This window comes from Allobosea sp. UNC402CLCol (assembly GCF_000745475.1).
Classification (GTDB): Bacteria; Pseudomonadota; Alphaproteobacteria; order Rhizobiales; family Beijerinckiaceae; genus Allobosea; species Allobosea spartocytisi.
The window spans coordinates 959,576-972,763 of sequence record NZ_JQJJ01000008.1 but is presented as its reverse complement, the minus strand read 5'-3'; the positions used below and the strand labels follow the sequence as shown (position 1 = coordinate 972,763).

Here is a 13,188-nt window from a genome sequence, read left to right as displayed (position 1 = left end):
GAAGGTGGCTCGGCGAAGCCGAGACGGATGAGGGGGCGCGCGGCGCTCACCGTGCAACCCCTCGATCCTATTGGCGACAGAGGCCAGCGCGACCCCTCATCCGGCGCTTCGCGCCACCCTCTCCCGCAAGGGGAGAAGCGCAGTCGGCGTTACGCCGCCTTCTTCGCGCCGAAGGTCGGGTCGAGCTCGCCCTTGGCGTAGCGCTTGGCCATCTCGGCCAGCGTGATCACGCGCTTGATCTTGGAGGCCTGGCCGGCGGTGTTGAACTCCTCCAGCCGCTTCTTGCAGAGCGCGGTCATCGCCTCCATGGCGGGCTTCAGATACTTGCGCGGATCGAACTCGCCGGGGTTCTCGGACAGGATCTTGCGGATCTGGCCGGTCATCGCCATGCGGTTGTCGGTGTCGATGTTGATCTTGCGCACGCCGTGCTTGATGCCGCGCTGGATCTCCTCGACCGGCACGCCCCAGGTCTGGGGCATCTTGCCGCCATACTGGTTGATGATGTCCTGGAGGTCCTGCGGAACGCTGGACGAGCCGTGCATGACGAGATGCATGTTCGGCAGCTTCTTGTGGATCTCCTCGATGACGTTCATCGCGAGGATCGCGCCGTCGGGCTTGCGGGTGAATTTGTAGGCGCCGTGCGAGGTACCCATGGCGATGGCGAGCGCATCGACCTTGGTCTCGGCGACGAACTTCACCGCCTCGTCGGGATTGGTCAGGAGCTGGTCGTGGCTGAGCTTGCCCTCGAAGCCGTGGCCGTCCTCCTTCTCGCCCTCGCCGGATTCCAGCGAGCCGAGCACGCCGAGCTCGCCCTCGACCGAGATGCCGCCGAGATGGGCCATGTCGGTGACGGTCTTGGTCACGCCGACATTGTAGTCCCAGTCGCCCGGGGTCTTGCCGTCGGCCTTGAGCGAGCCGTCCATCATCACCGAGGTGAAGCCGGCCTGGATCGCGGTCATGCAGGTCGCCGGCTCGTTGCCGTGGTCGAGATGCACGCAGACCGGGATATGCGGATAGATCTCGGTGACGGCGTCCATCATGTGCTTGAGCATGATGTCGTTGGCGTAGCTGCGGGCGCCGCGCGAGGCCTGGATGATGACCGGCGCGTCGGTGGCGTCCGCTGCCGCCATGATCGCCAGCGCCTGCTCCATGTTGTTGATGTTGAAGGCGGGCACGCCGTAGTCGTTCTCGGCGGCATGGTCGAGCAACTGGCGAAGCGTGATACGGGCCACGATGGCACTCCCCTTTGGCTAAATCGGTATGACGGTTGGATTTAGTGCGTAAGCGCCGCTCGCGCAAAGCCAAAGCGGCGACGTGCTGAAAATGCGAAGGGCCGCCCGTTGCCGGGCGGCCCCTGAAAAACAGCCGGAATCAGGCCTTCCGAAGCGCCTCGACGCCCGGCAGGGGCTTGCCTTCCATCCATTCAAGGAAGGCGCCGCCCGCCGTCGAGACATAGGTCAGCTCGTCGGCGACGCCGGCATGGTTCATCGCCGAGACGGTGTCGCCGCCGCCGGCAACGGCAACCAGCTCGCCGGCCGCGACCCGCTTGGCGACGGCCTTGGCGACAGCGACGGTCGCGGTATCGAAGGGCGGCAATTCGAAGGCGCCGAAGGGCCCGTTCCAGACCAGCGTCTTCACCTTGCCGAGCCGCAGCACGACCTCGGCGATCGAGAGCGGGCCGGCATCGAGGATCATCTCGTCGGCCTCGACCCCATCGACCGGCACGACGCGATAGCCCGGATGGGCCTTGAACTCGCGGGCCACCAGCGCATCGACCGGCAGCAGGATCTCGCAGCCGGCGGCCTTGGCCTTCTCCTCGATCTCGCGGGCGGTGCCGGCGAGATCGTGCTCGCACAGCGACTTGCCGACATTGACGCCGCGGGCGGCGAGGAAGGTGTTGGCCATGCCGCCGCCGATGACGAGGATGTCGACCTTCTTCACGAGATTGCCGAGCAGGTCGAGCTTGGTCGAGACCTTGGCGCCGCCGACGATGGCCATCACCGGGCGGGCGGGGTTGTCGAGGCCGGCGGAGAGCGCCTCCAGCTCGGCCTGCATGGTGCGGCCGGCATAGGCCGGCAGGACATGGGCGAGACCCTCGGTCGAGGCGTGGGCCCGGTGCGCGGCCGAAAAGGCGTCGTTGACATAGAGATCGCCATTGGCGGCGATCGCCCTCACGAAGTCCGGATCGTTCTTCTCGTCGCCTGCGTGGAAGCGGGTGTTCTCCAGCAACAGAACGTCGCCGTTCTTTGCAGCCGTCACGGCCTTGGCGACGTCGTCGCCGATGCAGTCCTCGACGAAGGTGACGGGCCGGCCGAGCGCATGCGCCAGCGCCGGCACGACCTGCTTCAGGCTGTTCTTGTCGTCGCGGCCCTTGGGGCGGCCGAAATGGGCGAGGAGGATGACCTTGCCGCCCTTGTCGGCGATCTCGCGAATGGTCGGCAGCACGCGGTCGATGCGGGTGGTGTCGCTGACTTGGCCGTCCTCCATCGGGACGTTGAGATCGACGCGGACGAGGACGCGCTTGCCGGCTACGTCAGCATCGTCGAGGGTACGGAAGGCGCTCATCGAGGCAGCAGGCCCCCGAACAGGCCGGGCACGCCGAATTTCAGCACGAGGATGGTGAGGATGACCGTCAGCACCGCGGTGACGATGGCGGTCATGAACAGGGTGCCGGCACGCGGCGTCGCGTCGACGCGGCTGCGCAGATTGGCGATCTCGCCGCGGATCGCGGCGAAGTCCATGGTGCCGGCTGCGGCGTCGACCTTGTGGGCGCTGCGCTCCAGCGAGGCCTCGGCACGGGTCAGCACCGCCTCGTAACGGGCGAACTTCTCCTCGATGCGGGCGGCCTTCTCCTCGATGCGGGAGAGCTGGTCGAGGCCACGCGGCTCCTGCCTGGAAGCGGGTTCGGCGGAGGCCGGCACCGCGGAGCCGACGATCGCGGCAGGGGCAGGCGTCGCCGGCGCAGGAGCGGCCGGGGCCGGGCTCGGTGCGGGGGGCGGCGTCACGGCGGGCGTCTCGACAGGGGCCGGGGACGTGACGGTCGGCTCGATCTTGGCCATGGGCTCTCCGCAGTTTGAAGGAAACGGGCGAGGCCGCGCCGGAACGCGGCCTCGCTTTCAGAGGTCGATCAGAGCAGCGCGCCCATGGCGACGGCGGTGTCGCTCATGCGGTTCGAGAAGCCCCATTCGTTGTCGTACCAGGACAGCACGCGCACGAACTTGTCGTCCATGACCTTGGTCTGGTCGAGGGCGAAGGTCGAGGAATGCGGATCGTGGTTGAAGTCGATCGAGACGTTCGGCTGGTCGGTGACGCCGAGAATACCCTTCAGCGGGCCGCGCTTCGAGGCCTTGATGATGGCCTCGTTGACCTTCTCGACCGTGGTCTTGCGCTTCGAGATGAACTTGAAGTCGACGACCGAGACGTTCGGGGTGGGAACGCGGATCGAGGTGCCGTCGAGACGGCCCTTGAGCTCGGGGATGACGAGGCCGATCGCCTTGGCGGCACCGGTCGATGTCGGGATCATCGACATCGCGGCGGCGCGGGCGCGGTAGAGATCCTTGTGCATCGTGTCCAGCGTCGGCTGGTCGCCGGTATAGGCGTGGATCGTGGTCATGAAGCCCTTGTCGATGCCGACGGCGTCATGGAGCACGCGCACGACCGGCGCGAGGCAGTTCGTCGTGCAGGAGGCGTTCGAGACGATCAGGTGGTCCTTGGTCAGCTCGTGCTGGTTGACGCCGAAGACGACGGTCAGGTCGGCGCCGTCGCAGGGAGCCGAGACCAGGACGCGCTTGGCGCCGGCGGCGAGATGGGCGGCGGCCTTCTCCTTGGTGGTGAAGAGGCCGGTGCATTCCAGCGCGATGTCGACGCCGAGCGCCTTGTGCGGCAGCTCCTTCGGGTCGCGGATGGCGGTGACCTTGATCGGGCCGCGGCCGACATCGATCGTGTCGCCGGAGACGGTCACCGTGCCGGGGAAGCGGCCATGGACGGAGTCGAAGCGGAAGAGATGGGCGTTGGTCTCGACCGGGCCGAGATCGTTGATCGCCACGACCTCGATGTCCTTGCGCTTCGACTCGATGATCGCGCGCAGAACGTTGCGCCCGATGCGGCCGAAGCCGTTGATCGCTACCTTCACCGTCATGTCTTCCTCTCCTTCGCCGAGCGTCCGGCGTGAGCCGTCGCTATCCACGCGGGCAATTCGGCCAAAGCATGGCCGAATGCAAGACTTGTCTCGGGAAACTCAGCCCGGTGGCCTGAAAATCAGCCGTTATGCTTCTTCATCGCTGCATCGGCGACGGCTTCCGCCGTGATGCCGAAATGCTTGTAGACGTCCTTGTAGGGGCCGCTCGCCCCGAAGGAGTGCATGCCGACGAAGCCGCCGTCATGCCCGATCACCGCATCCCAGCCGAAGCGGACGCCGGCCTCGACCGCGACCTTGATCGGGGCGGAGCCGATGATCGCAGCCTGCGTCGCCTCGTCCTGCGCCAGCAGGAGCTCGAGCGAGGGCACCGAGACGACGCGCGCACGCACGCCCTTCTCGGCCAGCAGCTTGCGGGCGTTCACCGCCAGCTCGACCTCGGAGCCGGAGGCGAAGAGCGAGACCTGGGCCTTGCCGCCCTCGGCCGCCAGCAATTCATAGGCGCCAGCCGCGGAGCGGTTCTTCGCCGAGGCGTCGGTGCGCAGCTGCGGCAGGTTCTGGCGCGTGAGGGCCAGAACCGTCGGGCCATCCGTGCGCTCCAGCGCGATCTGCCAGGCCTCCGCCGTTTCGATCGTATCGGCCGGGCGGAAGACGCGCATGTTCGGCATGGAGCGCAACGAGGCGATCTGCTCGACCGGCTGGTGGGTCGGGCCGTCCTCGCCGAGCCCGATAGAGTCATGCGTCATGACGTAGATCACCGGAACACCCATCAGCGCGGCAAGCCGCATCGACGGGCGGGCATAGTCGGCAAAGACCAGGAAGGTGCCGCCAGCGGTGCGGAAGCCGCCATGCAGGGTGATGCCGTTCATCGCCGCGGCCATGCCGTGCTCGCGGATGCCGTAGCGGACATAGCGGCCCTTCGGGGTCTTCGGGGTGAAGTCCTCCGCCGCCTTGGTGCGGGTGTTGTTCGACGGCGTCAGGTCGGCCGAGCCCATCACCAGCTCCGGCATCACCGGGATGATGGCTTCGAGCGCGAGCTCCGAGGCCTTGCGGGTGGCCACAGCCTGCGGCGCGGCGATCAGCGCCTTCTTATGGGCGAGGATCGCCTTGTCGAGCTTGGCCGGCACGATATGCGCCAGACGGCGCTCGAACTCGCCGCGCTTGCGCTCGGAGAGCAGGCCGAAACGGCTCCTCCAGCTGGCGTGGGCATTCGCGCCGGCCGCGCCGGCGGCGCGCCAGGCCTTCAGCACATCGGCCGGGACCTCGAAGGGGCCGCCGGTGATGCCGAGCGCCTTCTTGGCGGCGGCAAGCTCCTCGGCGCCGAGCGGCTCGCCATGAGCCTTGGAGGTGCCGGCCTTCTTCGGCGCGCCGAAGCCGATCACGGTCTTGCAGGCGATCATGGTCGGCTTGTTCGACTTCTGGGCGCGGCGGATCGCGGCCTCGATCGCGTCGGGATCATGGCCGTCGACGCGCTCGGAGCGCCAGCCGCAGGCCTTGAAGCGCGCGACCTGGTCGACATTGTCGGTGATGGTCAGCGGGCCGTCGATCGAGATGCCGTTATCGTCCCAGAACACGATCAGCTTGTTGAGCTTCTGATGGCCGGCGAGCGCGATCGCCTCCTGGCTGATGCCTTCCATCAGGTCGCCGTCGGACGCCAGCACATAGGTATGGTGGTCGACGACTTTCTTGCCAAATTCGGCGGCGAGCATGCGCTCGGCCATCGCCATGCCGACGGCGGTGGCGAGGCCCTGGCCGAGCGGGCCGGTGGTGGTCTCGACGCCGGCGGTCTCGAAATTCTCGGGGTGGCCGGGAGTGTTGGAACCGAGCTGGCGGAACTTCTCGAGGTCGGCGAGCTCCATGCCGGGCGTGCCGGTGAGATAGAGCAGGGCGTACAGCAGCATCGAGCCGTGGCCGGCGGAAAGCACGAAGCGATCGCGGTCCGGCCAGCGCGGATCGGCGGCGTCGTATTTCATCACGCGGGTGAACAGCACCGTCGCGACGTCGGCGGCGCCCATCGGCAGGCCGGGATGGCCGGACTTGGCCTTCTCGACGCCGTCCATCGCCAAGCCGCGGATGGCATTGGCGAGCTTGTCGTGCTGGGCGCGGTCGATGGTGGTCATGGTGATCTCGTGGCTCCGTCTGGCGGGCGGGGCGGTCCGGCCCGACCCCGCGCGAGGCGGGCAGGACGGTCCGACAAAGGCAAGCGCAGATGACTTCGAAAGGACGGCTGGATTAGGCCCGGCGCTCGCCTTGAGTCAATTCGCGGCGGGCGGTTTCGTGCCTCGGAAGGCGCGGCGCAGGGTCGTTTCCGCAAGCTTTGCCTCAGCGCATGTGGACAAGCCCTTGGCAATCGCAGGTTTCCTGCGGCCGGGATTCACGTTTCCCACGCTTCTGCTGTAAATTCAGGCACGAATCGCGTGAGCCGGCTTCGATCTGAAAGGAGAGCGATGGTGGCGAGCCTGATGCTGGACAATGCGCTGGCGCGCCTCGATGCGGCGCTGGGGCAGTTGGAAGCGGCGGCACGGCGACGGGTCGAGGCCGAGCGCGGCCGGGCCAATCTCGAGACCGAGCTGGCGCTGATGCAGGACGACCGGGCGCGGCTGGCGGCCGAGCTCGACGGGACGATGGCCCGGCTCGGCCATGTCGAGGCGGCGGCTGGTGACGTCGACCAGCGCCTGATGCGGGCGATGAACGTGATCGGCGCGGTTATCGAGCGGGTGCAGGCCCAGCAGCCGGCGGAGGTCGAGGCCGAGGAGACGGAGTGATCTGTCCCGCATGGGAGGTCACGGGAAGGAGAGGCGATGCCGCAAGTCAACGTCACGATCGCCGGCAAGGCCTATCGGATGGCCTGCGGGGAAGGCGAGGAAGCGCATCTGGAAGAGCTCGCGCGCTTCTATGACGGCAAGATCGGCGAGATGCGGGAGGCCTTCGGCGAGATCGGAGACATGCGCCTGCATGTCATGGCGGCGCTGATGGTCGCCGACGAGATGTCCGAGCTGAGACAGCGGCTCGCCAAGCTGGAATCCGATCTGGCGGCGACGCAGGGCGATGCCGGCGCGGCCGACCAGCGACTCAGCGAGGTCGAGGACCGGGCCGCGGAAGCCCTTGTCGGCGCTGCCGAACGGATCGAGGGCGTGGCACGGAGCCTGATCCCGACGCCGGTGGGGTGAGACGCTGATCGAGGGCGTCACGCTCGGGCTCGACCCGAGCATCTCATGAAGGAGGGGCGCCTGTTTCTGCCCGAGATTCTCGGGTCTGCGCTTCGCTCCGCCCGAGAATGACGGCCAGAGCGTATCCTTTGCAAAAGCCCCGGACGTTGCCGTCCGGGGCTTCGTGTTTTCAGAGGGTCGCGGCGCTCAGACGCCCGGGGCGCCGCCGGCGCCGTCCAGGACCGTCACGGCGCGGCGGTTCTGCGACCAGCAGGAGATGTCGTTGCAGACCGCGACCGGGTGCTCCTTGCCGTAGGAGATGGTGCGGATGCGGTTGGCCTGGATGCCGCGCGAGGCGAGGTAGTCGCGCACGGTCTGGGCACGGCGGGCGCCGAGCGAGTAGTTGTATTCGCGGGTGCCGCGCTCGTCGGCGTGACCCTCGACGACGAAGCTGTAGCGCGGATAACGCTGCAGCCAGGAAGCCTGCTTGTCGAGGGTCGCGGTCGCGGTCGAGGTCAGGTCGGTGGAGTCGGTCTCGAAGAAGACGCGGTCGCCGACATTGACGACGAAGTCCTGCGCGCTGCCGGGCGTCGCGGCGCCGCCGGCGCCGAAGCCCGACGCATCCGCGTTCTGGTTGTTGTTCGCACAGGCGCCGAGTGCGAGCGTGGCTGCGAGGGCGGCGGCGAAGCGGACGGTGCGGCCGCCGGCGAGGAGGGTGGTCAACATGGCTGAACTCCGGGCGATCGAAATCATATGGCGGCGCGCTTCAGGACAGCGTTGCCTCGCTGCCATCAATGAAGCGTCAACCTAAACGAGACCTTGCCAGATCAAGGCGAAGTGGCGGCATTGCGGCGTATGGTTAACCAAATGTGGCGAAGGGCCATTTGCGGGCTTGGCTGTAACACGGGAGACACAGCTTTCCCGTGCGGGCATGGGCTGAGATCCCAGCCTCAAGACGCGGGGCTTGTGAAACGAGTTTGCAAATCGGGGCACCGATTGCAGCGCATTTTTCCTCCGGATGGCGATATCGTCGGGCGAGACGCCGGCCCGATGCTTGCTTCGTTTTCCGTTTTCGCTCGACTGGAGATTGCGATGGCCCATTCCCTCAAGCCCGGCGTTTCGAGCACGGCGCCTGCGCGGGGCCCCAACCAACCCGATCTCGACTCGGAGGTGGTGTGGGAGGCCCGCCGGGATCTCGCCGCGACGTTCCGGATGGCGGCGCGCTATGGCTTCGAGGAGGGCATCTGCAACCATTTCTCGGCGCTGGTGCCGGGCTATGACGACCTGTTTATCGTCAACCCCTATGGCTGGGCCTTTCGGGAGCTGACCGCCTCGAAGCTGCTGATCTGCGACTTCCACGGCAACGTCGTCTCGGGCGAGGGCCAGCCGGAGGCGACCGCCTTCTACATCCATGCCCGGATCCACAAGAACCTCCCGCGCGCCAAGGTCGCCTTCCACACCCATATGCCCTATGCGACGGCACTCTCGATGACGGAGGGTGAGCCGCTGATCTTCGCCGGTCAGACGGCGCTCAAGTTCTACGGCCGCACGGCGGTCGACCGGGATTATAACGGCCTTGCCCTCGACGAGAGCGAGGGCGATCGCATCGCCGCCGCAGTTGGCGATGCCGATATCGTCTTCATGAAGCATCACGGCGTCATGGTGCTCGGACCGACGATCGCCGAAGCCTGGGACGATCTCTATTATCTGGAGCGCGCCTGCGAGGTGCAGGCGCTGGCGCTCTCGACGGGGCGCGAGGTTCTGCCGGTCAAGCCCGAGATCGCCGAGGCCGCCTATCGCCAGATGCGCGAGGGCGATCCGGAATCGGCGCGCCTGCACCTGGCCTCGATCCGCCGGCAGCTCGATGCCGAGGAGCCGATCTACCGCGACTGAGCGACCGACTCCACACAAGCAAAAGCCGCCCGGCGCAGGCCGGGCGGCGCGTTCGTCCTCGCCGATGCTCGTCTCAGCGAGCCGGGCCGCTCAGCAGCGGCGACCAGGTCGGGTCGGAGGCATAGGCCGGAGTCGGTACCGGCACTTCGACGCGGCCGGTGATGTCGACCATGTAGAGCTTGCCGCCGGTCTCGCCGCCGGGGTCGCGGAAGAACATCAGGTACTGGCCGTTCGGTGCCCAGTTCGGCGCCTCGTTGTGGAAGCCTTCCGTCAGGATGCGCTCGCCCGAGCCGTCGGGCCGCATCACGCCGATGGCGAAGCCGTTCGGGCTCTGCCGGGTGAAGGCGATGAGGTCGCCGCGCGGCGACCAGGTGGGCTGCGAATAGCGGCCCTGGCCGAAGGAGATGCGCTGGCCCTCGCCGCCGCCGGCCGGCATCACATAGAGCTGCTGCGAGCCGCCGCGGTCGCTCTCGAAGACGATCTTGGAGCCGTCGGGCGCATAGGAGGGCGAGGTGTCGATCGCCGCCGTCGAGGTCAGCCGCGTCGTCGAGCGCGAGGCGATGTCGATGGCGTAGAGATTGGCGTTGCCGCCCTGCTGCAGCGAGAGCGCGATGCGCTGGCCGTTCGGCGCGAAGCGCGGGCTCGAGGTCATGTCGGGGAAGTTGCCGACGATCTGGCGCTGGCCGGTCTCGATGTTGAGCACCTGCACGCGCGGCTGCTCGCCATGGCGCTGCGACATGAAGGTCACATCCTGCCCGACCGGCGAATAGCGGGGGGTCACGACCGAGACGTCGCCATTGGTCAGGTAGCGCACATTGGCGCCGTCCTGATCCATGATGGCGAGGCGCTTGCGGCGGTTCTCCTTGGTGCCGGATTCATCGACGAAGACGATGCGGGTGTCGAAGAAGCCGCCGAGCCCGGTGATCTTCGAAAAGATCGCGTCCGAGATGATGTGACCGACGCGGCGGCTGTTGCTCGGGTCGGTGAAATACTGCTGGCCGTCGGTCTGGGTGCCCGTGCCGACGTCCCAGAGGCGGAATTCGGCGCGGATGCGGCCGGCCTCGCGGGCGACGCGGCCGGTGACCAGCGCCTGCACGCCGGCGGCCTGCCAGGCCTGGAATTGCGGGGCGGCGTCGAAGGGCGGGTTCTTCTCGGGGAAGCGGCCCTTGTCGACGGGCAGGAAATAGCCGCAGCGCTTCAGATTGTTGGTGATGACGCTGGAGACGAGAACGCCGCCCTCGCCGGCGAAATCCGCGATCGCGATCGGCATCGGCTGGAAGGTGCCGCCGCGCAGGTCGATGACGAGCTCGGCTCTCGCCGCTGCGGGCACGAGCAGGCTCGCGCCGGCCATGGCGAGGAGGCCGCGGCGCGTCGGGGCCGAAGCGAGGAAGGGGAGGGGAGTGCGGTCGATCAGGGTCACAGTACGTCCCTTGCGTCGAAATTGACGACGACGTCACGCCAGTCGTCATAATAGGCGGCAAATTGAGCCGGAATGCGCAAAGGCGCGCAGCGGCGGGTCGCGGTCAATGCCGAGCTGGCCGCGACCTGGAAGAGCGGATCGGCAGACCGGTTGATTACGCCGGGCTCGGCGGCGAGCGAGCCGTCGGTGTTCAGTTTCATGCGCACCGTCGGCACGACACTGGCGTTGCCATGCGCGTTGGCAAGCGCGATCGGCACGTTCCAGCACTTCAGCAGCTGATCCTGGATGATGCCGATGAGCTGCGCCTTGAGCGAGGGGCTGAGCTTCTGCGAGGAGCCGGTCTGGGTGCCGAGCGAGGCGGTGCGATTGACCTGCGGCGCCGAGGAGCCGGTGGACTGCGCCTTTTCCTTCGACTGCAGCAGCCGCTCGATGTCGGTGGCGTTGAAGTTCTTGGCGATCTGCGCCTCTTTCTTCGCCTTGGCCTCGGCCTCCTGCTTGGCCTTCGCCTCGGCGGCGAGCTTGGCCTTCGCGGCCGCCTCCGCCTTGGCCTTCGCGGCGGCCTCGGCCTGTTCCTTGGCGGCCTTGTCGGCTTCGGCCTTGGCGAGCGCGTCGGCCTTGGCCTTCGCGTCTGCCTTGGCTTTCGCCTGCTGGGCGTCAGCCTCGGCCTTCGCCTTGGCGGCGGCCTTGGCCTGTTCCTCGGCCTGCTTGGCCTTGGAGGCGATTTCGGCGTCTTCGGCGAGCTTGGCCAGCTCCTGGCGCTTCTGCTCGGCCTCCTGCGCGGCGGCGGCCTCCGATTTCTGCGGCGGCTTGACGGGCTCGGGCGGCTTCGCCTCGGGCTTGGGCTGCTCGACCGGGCGGGCCGGCGGCAGCGGCGCGGCGGCATTCTCGTCGGCCGTCTTCAGCTCGGGCGGGCGCGTGGGCGGGGCGGGGTTGTCGGCCTTGGCCTCGCCGGCCTCCTTGCGCTCGACCACGTCGGACTGGCGCTCGGCGCGCGGGGTCGGCTTTTCCTCGACCTTCTGCGCGTTGCGCTCGCCGCGGGTGATCTGGTTCAGCGCGTTGGGATCGACGAGCTCGACGGCGATCGCCTCCTGATGCTCCGGCAGCGGCGCAGGCGACGAGAACGCCAGCAGCCCGACGACGAGCGCCGTCGTGTGGCCAAGCGCCGACACCAGCATGCCAGGTTCGGAGGTCGAAAGCTTCACGCCCTGAGTACCCTTACTTCCATCGTCCTCAGCGGTTCGCCGGTTCCGTCACCAGAGCGACCCGCTTGAAGCCGGCGGCGGTGATGGTCGACATGACCGAAGCGACGCGGCCGTAATCGACCAGCTTGTCGGCGCGCACATAGATGCGCTCGTCGAAACCCTGCTTGGCGAGGCCCTGCAATTTGGTGACGAGGTCGGGCTCGAGCGTCGCCTCGTCCTGCAGGAAGATCTGGCCCTTGCCGTCGATGGCGATCGTGACCGGCTTCTGGTCGACATTGATCGGCTTCGCCCCGGTCTGCGGCAGGTCGAGCGGCACGCCGGTGGCAATCAGCGGTGCCGCGACCATGAAGATGATGAGCAACACCAGCATGACGTCGATGAACGGCGTCATGTTGATCTCGGCGATGGCGCGGTGGCGGCGCGAGCGGCGGCCCCGACGGCCCCCGCCCTGTTGCGCTCCGGCTGCGGACATTCCCATCGTTCAGCCCCTCACGCGGCCATGCGCTCGTCGATCTGCCGCGACAGGATCGCGGAGAACTCGTCGGCGAAGGCTTCGAGGCGCCCTTGCGCCTTGGCGACCTCGGATTGCAGCTTGTTGTAGGCCATCAGCGCGGGAATGGCGGCGAAGAGGCCGATGGCGGTGGCGAAGAGCGCCTCCGCGATGCCGGGCGCGACGACCGCGAGCGAGGAATTCTTGGAAACCGCGATCGCGGTGAACGAGGTCATGATGCCCCAGACCGTGCCGAACAGGCCGATGAAGGGCGCGGCCGAGGCGATGGTCGAAAGCACGAGCAGCCCCGATTCCAGCCGCTCCGTTTCGCGCTGGATGGTGACGTCGAGCACCTTGTCGATGCGCTGGGGCAGGCTGGCGACCGAGCGCCCGCCATTCTCGAAGGAGCGCTTCCACTCCCGCATCGCCGCAACGAAGACGGCCGCCATGTCGGCGACGGGCTTGCTGGCGAGGTCGCGATAGAGCTCCTCGAGCGAGCGGCCGGACCAGAACACCTCCTCGAAGGCGTCCATATCCTTGCGGGTGCGCCGGTAGAGCAGCGTCTTGTCGATGATGATCGACCAGCACCAGATCGAGGCGCCGAGCAGGCCCATCATGACGAGCTTGACGACGATATGAGCGTGCCAGAACAGCGTCCAGAACGACATGTCGATCTGCGGCGCGGCCTGCGCGACGTCGGCGGGGTTCATCCTGTCATCCTTCCAACCCAGGCGGTGCGACCAGAAGCTTGGCCTAGAGGCTCACGGTCCTGATCCAAACCCCGCCGTTCGCGTCGCGGAAGACCCACGCCGCCGCCCTTTTCACGATCCGGGGAAATGCCGTACCCTGTCTTTCGCGCGCGAATCCGGCGAAAGATGGGCCGAACCGGGGTTTCCCAC

At 67.6% G+C, this 13,188-nt stretch carries 13 protein-coding genes; 3 read left to right on the top strand and 10 right to left on the bottom strand.

Going from position 1 to position 13,188, the window contains the following annotated elements; translation table 11 throughout:
• Positions 1-149: 149 nt before the first annotated feature.
• The 5 genes from fba to tkt all read right to left on the bottom strand — a co-directional run bounded on the left by fba (position 150) and on the right by tkt (position 6,255).
• Entirely contained in the window at positions 150-1,232 is a 1,083-nt protein-coding gene (fba, locus tag GY40_RS06675; RefSeq protein WP_038359656.1) for a class II fructose-bisphosphate aldolase, read from the bottom strand.
• Positions 1,233-1,371: 139 nt separating this feature from the next.
• Positions 1,372-2,565 carry a phosphoglycerate kinase gene (locus GY40_RS06670; RefSeq protein WP_038359655.1) on the bottom strand — a complete coding sequence of 398 codons (1,194 nt, stop codon included), beginning with the start codon at positions 2,563-2,565 and terminating at the stop codon, positions 1,372-1,374.
• Positions 2,562-3,059, bottom strand: coding sequence for a hypothetical protein (locus GY40_RS27895; RefSeq protein ID WP_051987580.1), 498 nt, complete (start codon positions 3,057-3,059; stop codon positions 2,562-2,564). Before GY40_RS27895 ends, GY40_RS06670 begins: the two co-directional genes overlap by 4 nt.
• Before the next feature lie 68 nt (positions 3,060-3,127).
• Entirely contained in the window at positions 3,128-4,138 is a 1,011-nt protein-coding gene (gene gap / locus GY40_RS06660; protein ID WP_038359654.1) for a type I glyceraldehyde-3-phosphate dehydrogenase, read from the bottom strand.
• Positions 4,139-4,257: 119 nt separating this feature from the next.
• Entirely contained in the window at positions 4,258-6,255 is a 1,998-nt protein-coding gene (gene tkt, locus GY40_RS06655; RefSeq protein ID WP_038359652.1) for a transketolase, read from the bottom strand.
• Between the two features lie 330 nt (positions 6,256-6,585).
• On the opposite strand from tkt, the gene GY40_RS06645 reads away from it, so the two are divergent.
• Positions 6,586-6,900 carry a DUF4164 family protein gene (locus GY40_RS06645; protein ID WP_318652320.1) on the top strand — a complete coding sequence of 105 codons (315 nt, stop codon included), beginning with the start codon at positions 6,586-6,588 and terminating at the stop codon, positions 6,898-6,900.
• A 36-nt stretch (positions 6,901-6,936) separates the two neighbouring features.
• Entirely contained in the window at positions 6,937-7,305 is a 369-nt protein-coding gene (locus tag GY40_RS06640; RefSeq protein WP_038359650.1) for a cell division protein ZapA, read from the top strand.
• A 186-nt stretch (positions 7,306-7,491) separates the two neighbouring features.
• Here the strand turns inward: GY40_RS06640 and pal are convergent, their stop codons facing one another.
• Positions 7,492-8,010: a peptidoglycan-associated lipoprotein Pal gene (gene pal / locus GY40_RS06635; protein WP_051987579.1), complete on the bottom strand. Its 519-nt coding sequence runs from the start codon at positions 8,008-8,010 to the stop codon at positions 7,492-7,494.
• A 366-nt stretch (positions 8,011-8,376) separates the two neighbouring features.
• On the opposite strand from pal, the gene GY40_RS06630 reads away from it, so the two are divergent.
• Positions 8,377-9,177 (top strand): aldolase, encoded by an 801-nt coding sequence (locus GY40_RS06630; RefSeq protein WP_038359648.1) that lies wholly within the window; start codon positions 8,377-8,379, stop codon positions 9,175-9,177.
• Between the two features lie 73 nt (positions 9,178-9,250).
• On the opposite strand, the gene tolB is transcribed toward GY40_RS06630, so the two are convergent.
• From tolB to tolQ, 4 genes are all read right to left on the bottom strand, one after another.
• Complete coding sequence (gene tolB, locus GY40_RS06625) at positions 9,251-10,528, bottom strand: Tol-Pal system beta propeller repeat protein TolB (RefSeq protein WP_051987632.1); 1,278 nt, start codon at positions 10,526-10,528, stop codon at positions 9,251-9,253.
• A gap of 65 nt (positions 10,529-10,593) precedes the next feature.
• Positions 10,594-11,799, bottom strand: a complete 1,206-nt coding sequence (tolA, locus tag GY40_RS06620; protein WP_038359645.1) for a cell envelope integrity protein TolA — start codon at positions 11,797-11,799, stop codon at positions 10,594-10,596.
• A 28-nt stretch (positions 11,800-11,827) separates the two neighbouring features.
• On the bottom strand, positions 11,828-12,277 hold the full coding sequence (locus GY40_RS06615; RefSeq protein ID WP_038359644.1) for an ExbD/TolR family protein: 450 nt from the start codon (positions 12,275-12,277) through the stop codon (positions 11,828-11,830).
• Positions 12,278-12,288: 11 nt separating this feature from the next.
• Complete coding sequence (gene tolQ / locus GY40_RS06610) at positions 12,289-12,999, bottom strand: protein TolQ (protein WP_038359641.1); 711 nt, start codon at positions 12,997-12,999, stop codon at positions 12,289-12,291.
• Positions 13,000-13,188: the final 189 nt, after the last annotated feature.